Below are 15329 nucleotides of genomic sequence, written 5' to 3'. Positions count from 1 at the left end.
TAATTTAAGGCCGCCTTCAGTGCGGCCGGCCCCGCTTGCGCTACAATCGGCTCTCCTTTATTGCCACTGCCGCGCGCGGTTCTCACTCTCAACCATGTTCCCTAAACGCCTGACCCTGCTTGCCCTGGCCGCCTTCGTGCTGGCCGGCTGCGATACCACCGCCCCGAAACCCGTACAAGTATTGACGCCCCCGGAACCCATCGCCGTCACGCCGCGCAAGATCAAGATCGGTCTGGCGCTGGGCGGTGGCGCGGCGCGCGGTTTCGCGCACATCGGCGTGATCAAGGCGCTCGAATCGCAGGGCATCGAGGCCGACATCGTCACCGGCACCAGCGCCGGCAGCGTCGTGGGGGCCTTGTATGCGGCGGGCAACTCGGGCTTCGCCCTGCAAAAGATGGCGTTCGACATGGACGAGGCCGCCATTTCGGACTGGGCCTTGCCCCTGTTCGGCAAATCGTCCGGCGTGCTGAAAGGCGAGGCGCTGCAAAGCTATGTCAACAAGGCTGTCGGCGGCGTGTCGCTGGAAAAACTCAAGATTCCATTCGGCGTGGTGGCGACCGATTTGAAAAATGGCCAGCCGATCCTGTTCCAGCGCGGTAACACCGGCATGGCCGTGCGCGCCTCGTCGGCCGTGCCGGGCGTGTTCCAGCCCGTGACGATCGCGGGCCACACCTATGTCGATGGCGGCCTCGTCGCTCCCGTGCCCGTGCGCTTTGCGCGCGACATGGGCGCCGATTTCATCATCGCCGTGAATATCTCGTCGCAAACGGATACGCAAAAGGCCATCAGTTCGATGGAAGTGCTGATGCAGACGTTCGCCATCATGGGCCAGCGCATCAACCAGTTCGAACTGAAGGATGCGGACGTGGTGATCCAGCCCAGCCTGGGCACCATGAAGGGCAACGATTTCAACAGCCGCAACCAGGCCATCCTGGCGGGCGAGCAGGCGACGTTTGCCGTCATGGCGCAGCTCAAGCAAAAGCTGAAAGCCAGGCGCGAGCAGTAAGCGATCAGTACGCGATCGCACCGCTGCGCATTTCGTATACAATTTTGCTTCAACATAACAAGGATGCACCATGCAATCGAAACCGATTTTGACCCTGGACGACGTAAAGAAAATCGCAGCCGCCGCCGAAGCGGAAGCGGTCAAGAATAACTGGGCGGTCACGATCGCCATCGTCGACGACGGCGGCCATCTGGTATGGCTGCAGCGCATGGACGGTGTGGCGCCGATCTCGTCGCACATCGCTCCATCGAAAGCCAAGACGGCCGCACTGGGCCGCCGCGAATCGCGCATCTATGAAGAGATGATCAACGGCGGCCGCGTGTCGTTCCTGAGCGCGCCGGAAATCGACGGCTTGCTCGAAGGCGGCGTGCCCATCGTGTACGACGGCCACTACGTGGGTGCCGTCGGCGTCTCGGGCGTCAAGTCGGCGGAAGATGCGCAAATCGCCAAAGCGGGCATTGCGGCCCTGACGGCCTAAGTAGTAGCCACAGTTGCAGAACCAGCCGCTCCGCGCAAGCCGGGCGGCTTTTTCATGGGGCGCCGGCATTATGTTGCTGCGCAAAAAATGCCGGGGCTTCCGTATTTTCTTCCTTGTGGAAAAGCTTCCTTTTGGTTATAATTCAAAGGTTTAGCCAATCACACATATACCGTAGCGACTACCCATCCCCTCATTCAAAATGACCGTTGAAACACCCTGAGTGCATCTGGCTCGGGTAACTAGGCGGTCGGTCTGACGTGGCGCAGCTACGGTAACTTTATCAGGAGTTGCCCTTGCCGCCATTTTTTCTGGCCCTGCCGTTCCAGCCATATTAGCGCTTGCTGATGGAACGATCTTTAAAGGTTTTTCGATCGGTGCCGCCGGTCATACCACGGGCGAGGTTGTTTTCAACACCTCGATGACCGGGTATCAGGAAATCCTTACCGACCCAAGCTATTGCCGCCAGATGGTCACCCTGACCTATCCGCATATCGGCAATACTGGCGTCAATCCGGAAGACGTCGAATCTTCCAAGGTTCACGCCGCTGGCCTCATCATCCGCGATCTGCCCTTGCTGGCATCCAGTTTCCGTTCCACCCTCTCCCTGTCCGACTACCTGAAAGCTGAAAATATCGTCGCCATCGCCGGCATCGATACACGCAAGCTCACGCGCATCCTGCGTGAAAAAGGCGCGCAGGGCGGTGCCATCCTCGTCGGCACGCAAGGCAACGAGCCATCCGCCGCCCAAGCGCTGGAACTGGCCCGCTCCTTCCCCGGCCTGGCCGGCATGGACCTGGCCAAGGTGGTATCGAGCAAGGCCGCCTACGAATACCGCGAAACGGAATGGACCCTGGGCGAAGGCTATGGCCAGCTGGCCGACGCGGACGCGAAATACCACGTGGTCGCCTTCGACTACGGCGTCAAGCGCAACATCCTGCGCATGCTGACGGCGCGCGGTTGCAAAGTCACCGTGCTGCCGGCGCAAGCGACGGCGGCCGACGCCCTGGCACTGAATCCGGACGGCATCTTCCTGTCGAACGGCCCCGGCGATCCGGAGCCGTGCGACTACGCCATCGCGGCGACCAAGGAGCTGATCGAGAAGGGCATCCCGACCTTCGGCATCTGCCTCGGCCACCAGATCATGGCGCTCGCTTCCGGCGCGAAGACGCTGAAGATGAAGTTCGGCCACCACGGCGCCAACCACCCGGTGCAGGACCTGGAAACGAAACAGGTCTTGATTACCTCGCAAAACCACGGTTTCGCAGTCGACGCGGCAACCTTGCCCGCGAACTGCCGCGTGACCCATGAATCGCTGTTCGACGGCTCCCTGCAGGGCTTTGCCCGCACGGACAAGCCGGCCTTCTGCTTCCAGGGCCACCCTGAAGCGTCGCCGGGCCCGATGGATGTTGCTTACCTGTTTGACCGCTTCATCAACCTGATGGCTGCGGAGGAGAAAAAGAAAAATGCCTAAACGTTTAGATATCAAAAGTATTCTGATTATTGGCGCTGGCCCGATCGTGATCGGCCAGGCCTGCGAATTCGATTATTCCGGCGCGCAAGCGTGCAAGGCCCTGCGCGAAGAGGGCTACAAAGTCATCCTGGTCAACAGCAATCCTGCGACCATCATGACGGATCCGGAAATGGCCGACGTGACGTATATCGAACCGATCACCTGGTCGGTCGTCGAACGCATCATCGCCAAGGAGCGTCCTGACGCCATCCTGCCGACGATGGGCGGCCAGACGGCGCTGAACTGCGCGCTGGACCTGTTCAACAATGGCGTGCTGGCGAAATACAACGTCGAGCTGATCGGCGCGTCGCCGGAAGCCATCGACAAGGCGGAAGACCGTTCCAAGTTCAAGGACGCGATGACCAAGATCGGCCTCGGTTCGGCACGCTCCGGCGTGGCGCACTCGATGGAAGAATCGTGGGCCGTGCAGCGCACGCTGGGCTTCCCGACCATCATCCGTCCATCGTTCACCATGGGCGGCTCCGGCGGCGGCATCGCCTACAACGAAGAGGAATTCGAAACCATCTGCAAGCGCGGCCTGGAAGCCTCGCCGACGAAAGAGCTGCTGATCGAAGAATCGTTGCTGGGCTGGAAAGAATACGAGATGGAAGTGGTGCGCGACAAGGCGGACAACTGCATCATCATCTGCTCGATCGAAAACCTCGATCCGATGGGCGTGCACACGGGCGACTCCATCACGGTGGCGCCAGCGCAAACGCTGACGGACAAGGAATACCAGATCATGCGCAATGCCTCGCTGGCAGTGCTGCGCGAGATCGGCGTCGACACGGGCGGTTCGAACGTGCAATTCTCGATCAACCCCGTCGATGGCCGCATGATCGTCATCGAGATGAACCCGCGCGTATCGCGTTCGTCGGCCCTGGCATCGAAAGCGACGGGTTTCCCGATTGCAAAGATCGCCGCCAAGCTGGCCGTCGGTTTCACCCTGGACGAGCTGCGCAATGAAATCACGGGCGGCGCCACGCCAGCATCGTTCGAGCCGTCGATCGATTACGTCGTCACGAAGATCCCCCGTTTCACGTTCGAGAAGTTCCCGACCGCCGACCACCACCTGACGACGCAGATGAAATCCGTCGGCGAAGTGATGGCCATCGGCCGTACCTTCCAGGAATCGTTCCAGAAAGCCTTGCGCGGCCTGGAAGTGGGCGTGGACGGCATGAACGAAAAGACCAAGGACCGCGAAAAGATCGAAGAAGAACTGGGCGAGCCTGGTCCTGAGCGCATCTGGTACGTGGGCGACGCGTTTGCCCAGGGTTTCACCCTGGAAGAAGTGCACCAGCTGACCAAGATCGACCCATGGTTCCTGATCCAGATCAAGGAAATCGTCGACCTGGAACTGTGGCTGGACACGCAGAAGCTGGAAAACCTGGACAAGAACACCCTGTACAAGTTGAAACAGAAGGGCTTCTCGGACCGCCGCCTGGGCTTCCTGTTGCAGACGACCGACACGGCCGTGCGCCAGCAGCGCCATGCGCTCAACATCCGTCCCGTCTACAAGCGCGTCGACACCTGCGCGGCCGAGTTTTCGACCGACACGGCGTACATGTATTCGACGTACGACGAAGAGTGCGAGTCGAATCCGACCGACAAGAAAAAGATCATGGTGCTGGGCGGTGGCCCGAACCGTATCGGCCAGGGTATCGAGTTTGACTATTGCTGCGTCCACGCGGCCCTCGCCATGCGCGAAGACGGCTACGAGACCATCATGGTCAATTGCAACCCAGAAACGGTTTCGACCGACTACGATACCTCGGACCGCCTGTACTTCGAGTCGCTGACCCTGGAAGACGTGCTGGAAATCGTCGCCATCGAAAAACCGGTGGGCGTGATCGTGCAGTACGGCGGCCAGACGCCATTGAAGCTGGCGCTGGACCTGGAAGCGAATGGCGTACCGATCATCGGCACCTCGCCCGACATGATCGATGCGGCCGAAGACCGCGAGCGTTTCCAGCAGATGCTGCACAAGCTGGAACTGCGCCAGCCGCCTAACCGCACCGCGCGCACGGAAGCCGACGCTTTGGCGCTGGCGCAGGAAATCGGCTACCCGCTGGTCGTGCGTCCATCGTACGTGCTGGGCGGCCGCGCCATGGAAATCGTCCACGAGCAGCGCGACCTCGAGCGCTACATGCGCGAAGCCGTCAAGGTGTCGCACGATTCGCCGGTGCTGCTGGACCGCTTCCTGAACGACGCCATTGAGTGCGACGTCGATTGCATCTCCGACGGCGAAACGACGTTCATCGGCGGCGTGATGGAACACATCGAACAGGCTGGCGTCCACTCGGGCGACTCGGCTTGCTCCTTGCCGCCATATTCGCTGGCACCGGAAACCATTGAAGAACTGAAACGCCAGACGGCGCTGATGGCCAAGGGCTTGAACGTGGTCGGCCTGATGAACGTGCAGTTCGCGATCCAGAAACAGGAGATCGACGGCGAAATGAAAGACGTCGTCTTCGTGCTGGAAGTCAATCCGCGCGCCTCGCGCACCGTGCCTTTCGTCTCGAAAGCCACCGGTCTGCAACTGGCGAAGATCGCCGCCCGTTGCATGGTCGGCCAATCGCTGGCGTCGCAGGGCATCACCCAGGAAGTCGTGCCGCCGTATTTCAGCGTCAAGGAAGCCGTGTTCCCGTTCGTGAAGTTCCCGGGCGTGGACACCATCCTCGGCCCTGAAATGAAATCGACGGGCGAAGTCATGGGCGTGGGCCTGACGTTCGGCGAAGCGTTTGTGAAATCGCAACTGGGCGCTGGCGTGAACCTGCCAAAATCGGGCAAGGTCTTCATCAGCGTGAAAGCGTCGGACAAGCCGCGCGCCGTGCAAGTGGCGCGCGACTTGGTCGAGTCCGGTTTCACCGTGGTCGCCACCAAGGGCACCGCCGCCGTGATCGCTGCTGCCGGCATCGCCGTCACGCCAGTGAACAAGGTGATCGAAGGCCGTCCGCATATCGTCGACATGATCAAGAACCATGAAATCGTGCTGGTGATCAACACCGTGGAAGAAAAGCGCAGCGCCATCGTCGATTCGCGGGCCATCCGCACGTCGGCCCTGGCGTCGCGCGTGACGACCTATACGACCATCGCCGGCGCGGAAGCGGCCGTCGAAGGCATCCGCCATCTGGATGAGTTGCGCGTCTACGATCTGCAAGGCCTGCACAAGACCCTGCAGCAGGCTTGATAGTCCGCGTGTGATTTGCAGTGGCCGCCGTTAGGCGGTACACTGCATGCTTATCAACCACAGAGTTCCGTGCAGAGCAGCGCGCGGCCTCTGTGGTTTTCACTTGGTAAGTCCGTTAACCGTGGCAAAACATGGACAACGGCGCCGATAACTAGCAGATAGTAGAGATAACATGACCTCAGTCCCATTGACCAAATACGGCGCAGAACTCTTGAAGGAAGAGCTGCATCATTTGAAGACCAAGGAACGCCGCATCGTCATCGATGCGATCGCCGAAGCGCGTTCGCACGGAGATCTGTCGGAAAACGCCGAGTACGATGCCGCCAAGGAGCGCCAGGCTTTCGTCGAAGGCCGCATTGCCGAACTCGAAGGCAAGCTGGGTGCTGCGCAAATCATCGACCCGACCGCGCTCGACGCGGAAGGCCGCGTGGTGTTTGCCTCGACCGTGAACCTGGAAGACCTGGAATCGGGCCAGAAAGTCACGTACCAGATCGTCGGCCTCGATGAAGCCGACTTGAAAATGAACAAGGTTTCCGTGACGTCCCCGATCGCCCGCGCGCTGATCGGCAAGTACGCCGGCGACGTGGTGGAAGTGCAGGCGCCGTCCGGCCCGCGCGAATACGAAATCCTGGAAGTGCTGTACATCTGATGCTCAGCCGCGTGCGCCTCCTCGTTGCCGCCCTGTGGGCGGGCAGCCTGTGGACCATCGGCTTCATCGTGGCGCCCACCCTGTTCGGCACCCTGAGCGACCGCGTGCTGGCGGGCAATATCGCCGGCAGCATGTTCCGCGCCGAGGCCTGGCTGTCATTTGCTTGCGCTTTAGTACTGCTGGCCTTGCTGCAATGGGCGCCCGGCGCGCTGGAACTGAAGCGCCGGCGTTTGCTGGCAGCATTGGTGCTGTCCATGCTGGTGTGCGCGCTGCTCAGCCATTTCGGCATTTCGCCGCTGATGGCCGACCTCAAGGCGCAAGCCCAGGGTTCATCCGGCATCATGGACGAGGCCATGCGCAGCCGCTTCGGCCTGCTGCATGGCGCGTCGACCGTGATCTTTGCCGTGCAGAGCCTGCTGGCGGGCGTATTGATCTGGAAACAGCAGTAATCGGCTGTGGTGTTGTCGGATTACGCGTGGCCTGCGGCCCCGCTAATCCGACAAGCGCAATTGCAATAAAAAAGCGGAGCAGGGAATATCCCGTGCTCCGCTTCTTGTTTCAAGCCCGGCCGCCTTGCGGTGGCCGGGTGAACAGGCTTACTTGCTGCCCAGTGCGCTTTTCTTGGCGCTTTTCTGACGTGGCTTGGCACGCTTGATGGAACCGCCTTCGGTAACGCGCTCATTGCCCTTGATCATGACTTTCGTCACGCTCGGGCGCTTGGTGCCGCTGGCGCTGGCCTTGACGATGGTCACTTCGCGCATGCCTTTGCCGGCGCTGACCTTCTCCTTAACCACTTCTTTTTTCGGACGGTAGATTACCAGCAGTTTGCCAATATGTTGTACCGGGGCGGCGCCGAGATTGCCGCAAATCGTATCGTACATTCCGACGCGGGCTTCGCGGTCGTCGCCGAACACGCGGACTTTAATCAGGCCGTGCGAATCCAGGCCCAGGTCGATCTCTTTGAGGACAGCAGGTGTCAAGCCCGCTTCGCCAATGATGACGATAGGCTTCAGCGCGTGTGCTTCGGCGCGCAGTGCGCTGCGCTCTACGGGTGTAAGTTTTAGCATAATAATATTTAGTAATTCCCTTAAAAGCAGTATTCTACGCGAATGGCAAAGAAGAAATTAAACAAAAACTGGTTGCACGACCACATAAATGATCCTTATGTGAAGTTGGCGCAAAAAGAGGGCTACCGCGCCCGGGCAGCATACAAGCTCAAAGAAATCGATGAAGACGAGAAACTGATCAAACCTGGCCAGGTGATTGTCGACCTTGGTTGTACTCCCGGCAGCTGGGCCCAGTACACGCGGCGCAAGCTGGCCGGCAAGGATGGCGGCGGGGTCAATGGTACCCTGATTGGCCTGGACATGCTGGAAATGGAGCCGATCGCCGATTTCCACTTCATCCAGGGCGACTTCCGCGAAGCGCGCGTGCTGCGCCAGCTGGAAGTGGTGTTGCAAGGCCGCAAGGTCGACCTGGTCCTGTCGGACATGGCGCCCAACCTGTCGGGCATTGCCACGGCGGACGCCGCGCGCATGGAGCATTTGATCGACCTGGCCATCGAATTTTCGCAATTGCACCTGAAGCCATCTGGCGTATTGCTGGTGAAATGCTTTAAAGACATGGGTTTCAGCCAGATCGTGGAAAAATTCCGCGCCGAATTCAAGGTCGTGGTGCAGAAAAAGCCCAAGGCCAGCCGCGATAAATCGTCGGAAATCTTCCTGATGGGCCGTGGAATCAAGAATCCGCTGAAAAATGCCGTAGAAGAAGATGATCCCGCCCTTGATATTTAAGAGGGAATCCGCACATGGGAACGAGAAGTGCAGTAGCGTCTGATGGCATAAAAGCCTAAATTGTTTATACTGCATTTTTTTGCGTGAACGCGGTTTTTTCGCGCGCACGGATCGGCGGGCTTTGGCACGGCCCGCTTATTGCGAGTAAAATCGTGTTTCTAGCTATAGGTAAAGAGATGCGCACTGCATCCAAGGAGTCTTCGTGAATAACATGTTTTCCAAATCTGCCATCTGGGTAGTCGTATTGCTGCTGTTGTTCATGCTGTTCAAGCAATTCGACAGTCATGGCGCCACAGGCGGCAGCAAGGCCATCGCTTATTCCGATTTGCTGGATGAAGTCAAAGCCAAGCGCGTCAAGGATGTCGTGATCGAAGGTTCGTCGATCACCGCCAAGCTGATGGACGACACCAAGGTGCGTACCACCGCCACCAGCCTCGACAAGGGCCTGATCGGCGACCTGCGCGATAATGGCGTGCATTTCGATGTGCGTCCGCCCGAGGAAGCGTCGTTCCTGCAAACTATTTTTGTTTCCTGGTTCCCCATGCTGCTGTTGATCGGCGTCTGGGTCTTCTTCATGCGTCAGATGCAAGGCGGCGGCAAGGGCGGGGCATTCTCGTTCGGCAAGTCGAAGGCGCGCATGATGGATGAAGCCAGCAACACCGTCACCTTCGCCGATGTCGCCGGTTGCGACGAAGCGAAAGAAGAAGTCAACGAAGTGGTCGACTTCCTCAAGGATCCGAGCAAATTCCAGAAACTGGGCGGCCGCATTCCCCGCGGCGTGCTGATGGTCGGTCCTCCGGGCACGGGTAAAACCCTGCTGGCGCGCGCCATCGCCGGCGAAGCCAAGGTGCCGTTCTTCTCGATTTCCGGTTCCGACTTCGTGGAAATGTTCGTCGGCGTCGGCGCCAGCCGCGTGCGCGACATGTTCGAGAACGCGAAAAAGCATTCGCCGTGCATCATCTTCATCGATGAGATCGACGCTGTCGGCCGTCACCGCGGCGCCGGCATGGGCGGCGGCAATGACGAGCGCGAACAGACCCTGAACCAGTTGCTGGTCGAGATGGACGGTTTTGAAGCGAACTCCGGCGTGATCGTCGTGGCCGCCACCAACCGTGCCGACGTACTCGACAAAGCCTTGCTGCGTCCGGGCCGTTTCGACCGCCAGGTCTCCGTCGGCTTGCCCGATATCCGCGGCCGCGAACAGATCTTGAACGTGCACATGCGCAAAGTGCCTATCGGTACCGACGTGAAAGCCGATATCCTGGCCCGCGGCACCCCGGGTTTCTCCGGCGCCGACCTGGCCAACCTGGTCAACGAGGCAGCCCTGTTCGCCGCACGCCGCAGCAAGCGCCTGGTGGAAATGGCTGACTTCGAAGACGCGAAAGACAAGATCTACATGGGTCCCGAGCGTAAATCGATGATCATCCGCGAGGAAGAGCGCCGCAATACGGCTTACCATGAGTCCGGTCACGCCGTCGTCGCCAAGCTGCTGCCAAAGGCTGACCCCGTGCATAAAGTGACGATCATGCCGCGCGGCTGGGCCCTGGGCCTGACCTGGCAGTTGCCGGAACACGACAACTTGTCCGCCTACAAGGACAAGATGCTGGAAGAAATTTCCATCCTGTTCGGCGGCCGTATCGCCGAAGAGATTTTCGTGGGGCAGATGTCCACCGGTGCGTCGAACGACTTCTCGCGCGCCACCAAGCTGGCCCGTTCCATGGTGACCCGCTTCGGCATGTCCGACAGCATGGGCGTGATGGTCTACGAAGACAGCGAAAACGAAGGTTTCTTCGGTGGCGCCACCAAGACGATCTCGGAAGCGACCCAGCAAAAGGTCGATGCTGAAATCCGCAACATTCTCGACAAGCAATATGCTTTGGCGCGCACATTGCTGGAAAGTAACCGCGACAAGGTCGAAATGATGACGAAAGCCTTGCTGGAATGGGAAACCATTGATGCAGAGCAAATCAATGACATCATGGCCGGCCTGGAGCCGCGTCCGCCGAAAGTCATCCCGCCACGCCGCAATGCGGGCGACAGCGGCACGGGCGGCATCTCGCCGAACGTGACGGCACCAGCCTGATTAGGGCCGCCCTGACGGGCTGCACGCAAGGGTATGGCAAGAACGAGGGTAAGGAGCAATCCTTGCCCTTTTTCGTTGCCGCCGCAGTTTTTCCTGACGACTACAAAGATTCACATGCGACACTATTTGCAATTCGGCCGTTTCGGCTTCAACCTGTCCGGCGCGCAGGCGCTGGTGATGGGCATCCTGAACATCACGCCCGACTCCTTTTCCGATGCGGGCCAGTACCAGCACCTGGAATTTGCCCTCTCGCGCGCCGAGCAGATGATACTCGACGGTGCAGACATCATCGATATCGGCGGCGAATCGAGCCGCCCCGGCGCGCCGCCGCTGCCGTTGCACGATGAGTTGCAGCGCGTCATGCCGGTGCTGTACGCCTTGCGCGACTGCGGCAAGCCCCTGTCCGTCGACACGTACAAGCCGGAAGTGATGCGCGAAGCCATCCTGGCGGGCGCCGACATGATCAACGACATCAACGGTTTCCGCGCGCCAGGCGCCATCGCTGCCGTACAGGACAGCGACTGCGCGCTGTGCATCATGCACATGCAAAGCGTGCCGCAAACCATGCAGGACCGGCCGCAATACGAGGACGTGGTGCGCGAAGTCATCGATTTCCTGCGCGAACGCATCGACACCATGACGGCGGCCGGCATCGCCCGCGAACGCCTGTGCGTCGATCCCGGCTTTGGTTTCGGCAAGACGGTGGAACAGAACTATGCTTTATTGCGCGCCACGCGCCAGCTGCGCAGCGAACTGGACCTGCCCGTGCTGGCGGGCCTGTCGCGCAAGTCGATGATCGGCGCCGTGACGGGTCGTCCCGTCGAGCAGCGCCTGGCCGGCAGTGTTGCCGGTGCGCTTGCTGCGGTAGCGCAAGGCGCAGAAATTATTCGTGTGCATGATGTAGCCGAAACCGTCGATGCCCTGAAGGTCTGGCGCATGGCGCACTGAAGCTGTAAGATTCATTATAAACAACAAAAGAGAAATTTATGACGCGTAAATATTTTGGCACCGATGGCATCCGCGGCCTGGTGGGCACGGCTCCGATCACCCCCGACTTCGTCATGCGCCTCGGCTATGCGGCCGGCAAGGTGCTGGCCAAGTCGCAGGGCGGCAAGGCGCGCCCGACTGTGCTGATCGGCAAGGACACGCGCATTTCCGGCTACATGCTGGAAGCGGCGCTGGAAGCGGGCCTGTCGGCCGCCGGCGTGGACGTGATGCTGGCCGGCCCCATGCCGACGCCGGCGATCGCCTACCTGACGCGGGCGTTGCGCCTGTCGGCCGGGGTGGTTATTTCCGCCTCGCACAATCCCTACCATGACAATGGCATCAAGTTCTTTTCCGGCCAGGGCACCAAACTGCCCGACAGCGTGGAACTGGAAATCGAAGCGGCGCTCGACGAGCCCATGGCTTGCGTGGCGTCGGAAAAGCTGGGCCGCGCCAAGCGCCTCGACGATGCCCAAGGCCGCTACATCGAATTTTGCAAGGGCACCTTCCCGAACGAGCTGGACTTGCGCGGCCTGAAGATCGTCGTCGATTGCGCGCATGGCGCCGCCTACCATATCGCGCCGCACGTCTTCCATGAGCTGGGGGCGGAAGTCATCGCCATCGGCAACAAGCCCGATGGCTTCAACATCAACGCGGGCTTTGGCGCCACGGCGACCAAGGCCATGGCCGAAGCCGTCGTCGAGCACGGCGCGGACCTGGGCATCGCCCTCGATGGCGACGCCGACCGCCTGATCATGTGCGACGCCACGGGCCGCTTGTATAACGGCGACGAGTTGTTGTACGTTATGGTCAAGGACCGCCTGGCGACGGGCCCCGTGGCCGGCGCCGTGGGTACCCTGATGACGAATATGGCGCTGGAAGTGCTGTTCAAGCAGCAGGGCATCGGTTTTGCGCGCGCCAAGGTGGGCGACCGCTACGTGCTGGAAGTCATGAAGGAAAAGGGCTGGATACTGGGCGGCGAGGGTTCCGGCCATCTGCTGTGCCTGGACCGCCACACGACGGGCGACGGCATCGTCTCCGCGCTGCAAGTGTTGTCCGCGCTCAAGCGCAGCGGCCAGAGCCTGCAGCAATGCCTGGCCGAACTGGTGCTGTTCCCGCAAACCCTGATCAACCTGCGCGTGGCGCCCGGTTTCGACTGGCAGAAAAATGCCGCCATGGTGGCCGAGAAAGAGCTGGTCGAGGCCGAACTGGGCGACACGGGCCGCGTGCTGATCCGCGCTTCGGGCACCGAGCCGCTGATCCGCGTGATGGTCGAGGCGAAAGACAAGGAGAAGGCCGAGAGCATGGCGCGCCGCATCGCCGACAAGGTCGCCAGCTGAAAACGCCCAGGGCGGCGTTGTACTGCCTTGCCCTGAACGTTTTCAGCAAGCACCCAAGCGGGAGCGATAGTTATTTCCACCTAATTCGTCTATGGCAATTGACGAAATTGTGGGGAGGCGTTATTATCTTGTCTTCGGAGTGTGGCGCAGCCCGGTAGCGCACCTGGTTTGGGACCAGGGGGTCCAAGGTTCGAATCCTTGTACTCCGACCAAAGTCATAAGCGGGCTGTCAGAAATGACAGCCCGTTTTCTATTCTGCGACGCCTTGGCATTGCTGGCGCGCATAGACTAAAATGCTGCACCTTTCCGCCCATCGTTCAACGGATAGGACAACGGTCTTCTAAACCGTGAATGGGGGTTCGATTCCTCTGGGCGGACCAGTCCTTGCTGGTCATGCAGTCGACAAGCTGTCGCATTGCCATCCTTCTTCATCTCTGTTCATCGTTTGCCTGCAGGCCGTGTCACGGCTGCGCAAACAGCACCACGCTCAGCAAGTACAGCAGCGGCGCCGCGCACAGCAGCGCAGAGATTACCGCTCCCATTTTCTTGTTGGCCAGCCGGGCCAGGCGCAGCCGTTCCCGCACGGGCAGGTGCTGGCGGATCACGCTGCGCGCGCGTGGTCGAAACGGTTGTTCGTGCATGAGCTCTCCCTCGTCGATCAGCAGTTGATGCCGTCGAGCATAGCGAGGGGATCTAAAAATGGTGTAAACAGTGGACCTGGCGCCGCAAACGCGGCGTAAAGATGCGGCTGGCATTGAAAGCGGCAGCGGGCACGGTGCACCGCTGCCGTCATGAGGCTTTGATGATGCTTACTTTCCCTGGCGGCGGCGTGCCATGAAGCCCAGCAGGCCCAGGCCGGCGAGCAGCATGGCATAGGTTCCAGGCTCCGGCACGGCGGAAATGAAGGCCCTGTAGTTGCTCAGATCCTTGGGCAGGCCCTCGATCGTGAAGGTGGTGCCGGCAGCCACGGGTGCGGCCCAGTGGAATACCAGTTCGCCCTGGCCGAAATGGATGGCCAGATAGTCATAGGCGGCCGCGCTCGTATAGGAATTGACCCCGCCGCTCAAGCCCGCCGTGGTGCCGGCAGTGCAGCCCGACGTGGCGCTGTCGCAATATGAAACGGCGGCGCCCAGGCTGCTGCCGAACACGCCATTGATATAGCCCTGGATGTCCGAGGGGCTCTGCGGCACCAGATTATCGTCATAATATTTCACCTCCAATGCCGGCGATGGCGAATAGGTGACGGTGCTGCCGGCGATGACGAAACCGCTGGCCGGCCCCACATCGACCCAGGTGGCCGCTTGCGCCGCACTTGCCAGTACAGTCATTGCGGCCAGCATGGATGCCTTGACGGCAATGCTCTTTATGCTTTTCATGAAAATCCCCTTGTGCTTGAGACAGTTGCTTCATCGTGTAGGGATGCGTCCCTGCCTGCCGTGGAAGTCATCCCATTGCCCGTTTTTAGCTATCTTTTTAGCTACTTCCTGCGCGTACTGAGTACGCAAATGCAAGCTTACTCTTGATGTAAATTAATACAATTTAAATAATACTATTGGTTCAGTTGACAACATCGCATACGGCTATGTACGGCTGTGCCAGCGATAGCCAACATGGCAGGAGGAAATGGCGTGACAAGGCGCGCCAGCTTGTGCTAACGACGTCCTTGCTTGGGAGAGGGGAGGCGGGTTTCAGTCGCTGTTGTTGCTGACGCCAAACAGGCGATCCTTGGCGTTGAGCAGCTTTTGTACCTTGGCGCCCATTTTCATCAGTTGCGCCATCGATTCGGGCGACAGGCGCTGCAAGTCGTCGAACCAGGTGTTGGCCAGGTCGACCAGTTCATACATTTCGCGCATGCGCTCCTGCGCATATTGATCCACCGGTTCCGTGGCCGGCGCCAGCAGCGCTTCGCGCAGCACCGTCAGGGTGGGGGCCACCTCGCGGCGGCGGCGCTCGGCGGCCACCACGCGGAAGATTTGCCACACATCGCCCAGCGAAGAAAAATATTCGCGCCGGTCGCCGGGAATGCGCGACTGGCGGATCAAGCCCCAGCCCTGCAATTCCTTCAGGCCGATGCTCACGTTCGAGCGCGAGAAACTCAGGTGTTCCGCGATTTCATCCGCGTGTAAAGGATGCTCCGCGACAAACAACAAGGCGTACACTTGCCCCACCGTGCGGTTAAAGCCCCAGCGGCTGCCCATCTCGCCGAAATGGCTGACGAAGGTCAGGATCAGCGGCGTCATTTGGATATTTTGAGTTTTCATAATTATCTGAATTTTTTCACGCCAAACCGCCAGGG

General features: G+C 60.2%; 14 protein-coding genes and 2 tRNA genes. 12 read left to right on the top strand and 4 right to left on the bottom strand.

What is annotated here, in order from left to right:
• The first annotated feature begins 94 nt into the window (after positions 1 to 94).
• From ACRHIG_RS22635 to ACRHIG_RS22610, 6 genes are all read left to right on the top strand, one after another.
• Positions 95 to 1006, top strand: coding sequence for a patatin-like phospholipase family protein (locus tag ACRHIG_RS22635; protein WP_489627979.1), 912 nt, complete (start codon positions 95 to 97; stop codon positions 1004 to 1006).
• 70 nt (positions 1007 to 1076) lie between these two features.
• Positions 1077 to 1484 carry a GlcG/HbpS family heme-binding protein gene (locus tag ACRHIG_RS22630; protein WP_070219521.1) on the top strand — a complete coding sequence of 136 codons (408 nt, stop codon included), beginning with the start codon at positions 1077 to 1079 and terminating at the stop codon, positions 1482 to 1484.
• Between the two features lie 301 nt (positions 1485 to 1785).
• The gene (carA, locus tag ACRHIG_RS22625; RefSeq protein ID WP_489630858.1) at positions 1786 to 2955 is read left to right on the top strand and encodes a glutamine-hydrolyzing carbamoyl-phosphate synthase small subunit; all 1170 of its coding nucleotides are present in this window, start codon (positions 1786 to 1788) and stop codon (positions 2953 to 2955) included.
• Complete coding sequence (gene carB / locus ACRHIG_RS22620; RefSeq protein ID WP_475416203.1) at positions 2948 to 6184, top strand: carbamoyl-phosphate synthase large subunit; 3237 nt, start codon at positions 2948 to 2950, stop codon at positions 6182 to 6184. The genes carA and carB overlap by 8 nt, the downstream gene beginning before the upstream one ends.
• A 172-nt stretch (positions 6185 to 6356) precedes the next feature.
• Positions 6357 to 6833, top strand: a complete 477-nt coding sequence (gene greA / locus ACRHIG_RS22615; RefSeq protein ID WP_034757428.1) for a transcription elongation factor GreA — start codon at positions 6357 to 6359, stop codon at positions 6831 to 6833.
• Between the two features lie 11 nt (positions 6834 to 6844).
• Positions 6845 to 7282, top strand: a complete 438-nt coding sequence (locus ACRHIG_RS22610) for a DUF4149 domain-containing protein (RefSeq protein ID WP_489627978.1) — start codon at positions 6845 to 6847, stop codon at positions 7280 to 7282.
• 147 nt (positions 7283 to 7429) lie between these two features.
• Here ACRHIG_RS22610 and ACRHIG_RS22605 read toward each other — a convergent pair whose 3' ends face one another.
• Positions 7430 to 7900, bottom strand: coding sequence for a YhbY family RNA-binding protein (locus ACRHIG_RS22605; RefSeq protein ID WP_010397237.1), 471 nt, complete (start codon positions 7898 to 7900; stop codon positions 7430 to 7432).
• 42 nt (positions 7901 to 7942) lie between these two features.
• Between ACRHIG_RS22605 and ACRHIG_RS22600 the strand changes: the two genes are divergently transcribed.
• The 6 genes from ACRHIG_RS22600 (at position 7943) to ACRHIG_RS22575 (ending at position 13413) form a co-directional block, all read left to right on the top strand.
• Positions 7943 to 8626 (top strand): RlmE family RNA methyltransferase, encoded by a 684-nt coding sequence (locus ACRHIG_RS22600; RefSeq protein WP_070219517.1) that lies wholly within the window; start codon positions 7943 to 7945, stop codon positions 8624 to 8626.
• Between the two features lie 202 nt (positions 8627 to 8828).
• The gene (ftsH, locus tag ACRHIG_RS22595) at positions 8829 to 10709 is read left to right on the top strand and encodes an ATP-dependent zinc metalloprotease FtsH (RefSeq protein WP_077402824.1); all 1881 of its coding nucleotides are present in this window, start codon (positions 8829 to 8831) and stop codon (positions 10707 to 10709) included.
• Positions 10710 to 10823: 114 nt separating this feature from the next.
• A complete protein-coding gene (gene folP / locus ACRHIG_RS22590; protein WP_475416201.1) occupies positions 10824 to 11657 on the top strand; it encodes a dihydropteroate synthase in 834 nt (277 codons plus the stop codon).
• A gap of 38 nt (positions 11658 to 11695) precedes the next feature.
• Positions 11696 to 13033: a phosphoglucosamine mutase gene (gene glmM, locus ACRHIG_RS22585; RefSeq protein ID WP_489627977.1), complete on the top strand. Its 1338-nt coding sequence runs from the start codon at positions 11696 to 11698 to the stop codon at positions 13031 to 13033.
• 135 nt (positions 13034 to 13168) lie between these two features.
• Positions 13169 to 13245, top strand: a tRNA-Pro gene (locus ACRHIG_RS22580).
• Between the two features lie 94 nt (positions 13246 to 13339).
• Positions 13340 to 13413, top strand: a tRNA-Arg gene (locus ACRHIG_RS22575).
• An 81-nt stretch (positions 13414 to 13494) separates the two neighbouring features.
• On the opposite strand, the gene ACRHIG_RS22570 is transcribed toward ACRHIG_RS22575, so the two are convergent.
• From ACRHIG_RS22570 to ACRHIG_RS22560, 3 genes are all read right to left on the bottom strand, one after another.
• Positions 13495 to 13674 carry a hypothetical protein gene (locus tag ACRHIG_RS22570; RefSeq protein ID WP_489627976.1) on the bottom strand — a complete coding sequence of 60 codons (180 nt, stop codon included), beginning with the start codon at positions 13672 to 13674 and terminating at the stop codon, positions 13495 to 13497.
• A gap of 168 nt (positions 13675 to 13842) precedes the next feature.
• Positions 13843 to 14409: a PEP-CTERM sorting domain-containing protein gene (locus tag ACRHIG_RS22565; protein WP_475416198.1), complete on the bottom strand. Its 567-nt coding sequence runs from the start codon at positions 14407 to 14409 to the stop codon at positions 13843 to 13845.
• Positions 14410 to 14721: 312 nt separating this feature from the next.
• On the bottom strand, positions 14722 to 15273 hold the full coding sequence (locus tag ACRHIG_RS22560; RefSeq protein ID WP_175444744.1) for a GbsR/MarR family transcriptional regulator: 552 nt from the start codon (positions 15271 to 15273) through the stop codon (positions 14722 to 14724).
• Positions 15274 to 15329 lie beyond the last annotated feature (56 nt).

The organism is Janthinobacterium sp. C22, from assembly GCF_057919405.1.
The sequence above is the reverse complement of the archived record's forward strand: the minus strand, read 5'-3'. Positions and strand labels throughout refer to the sequence as shown.

Coding starts and splice junctions, on each gene's coding strand:
- ACRHIG_RS22635 (WP_489627979.1), top strand. CDS start 95: ATGTTCCCTAAACGCCTGACCCTGCTTGCCCTGGCCGCCTTCGTGCTG.
- ACRHIG_RS22630 (WP_070219521.1), top strand. CDS start 1,077: ATGCAATCGAAACCGATTTTGACCCTGGACGACGTAAAGAAAATCGCA.
- carB (WP_475416203.1), top strand. CDS start 2,948: ATGCCTAAACGTTTAGATATCAAAAGTATTCTGATTATTGGCGCTGGC.
- greA (WP_034757428.1), top strand. CDS start 6,357: ATGACCTCAGTCCCATTGACCAAATACGGCGCAGAACTCTTGAAGGAA.
- ACRHIG_RS22605 (WP_010397237.1), bottom strand. CDS start 7,900: ATGCTAAAACTTACACCCGTAGAGCGCAGCGCACTGCGCGCCGAAGCA.
- ACRHIG_RS22600 (WP_070219517.1), top strand. CDS start 7,943: ATGGCAAAGAAGAAATTAAACAAAAACTGGTTGCACGACCACATAAAT.
- folP (WP_475416201.1), top strand. CDS start 10,824: ATGCGACACTATTTGCAATTCGGCCGTTTCGGCTTCAACCTGTCCGGC.
- glmM (WP_489627977.1), top strand. CDS start 11,696: ATGACGCGTAAATATTTTGGCACCGATGGCATCCGCGGCCTGGTGGGC.
- ACRHIG_RS22570 (WP_489627976.1), bottom strand. CDS start 13,674: ATGCACGAACAACCGTTTCGACCACGCGCGCGCAGCGTGATCCGCCAG.
- ACRHIG_RS22565 (WP_475416198.1), bottom strand. CDS start 14,409: ATGAAAAGCATAAAGAGCATTGCCGTCAAGGCATCCATGCTGGCCGCA.
- ACRHIG_RS22560 (WP_175444744.1), bottom strand. CDS start 15,273: ATGACGCCGCTGATCCTGACCTTCGTCAGCCATTTCGGCGAGATGGGC.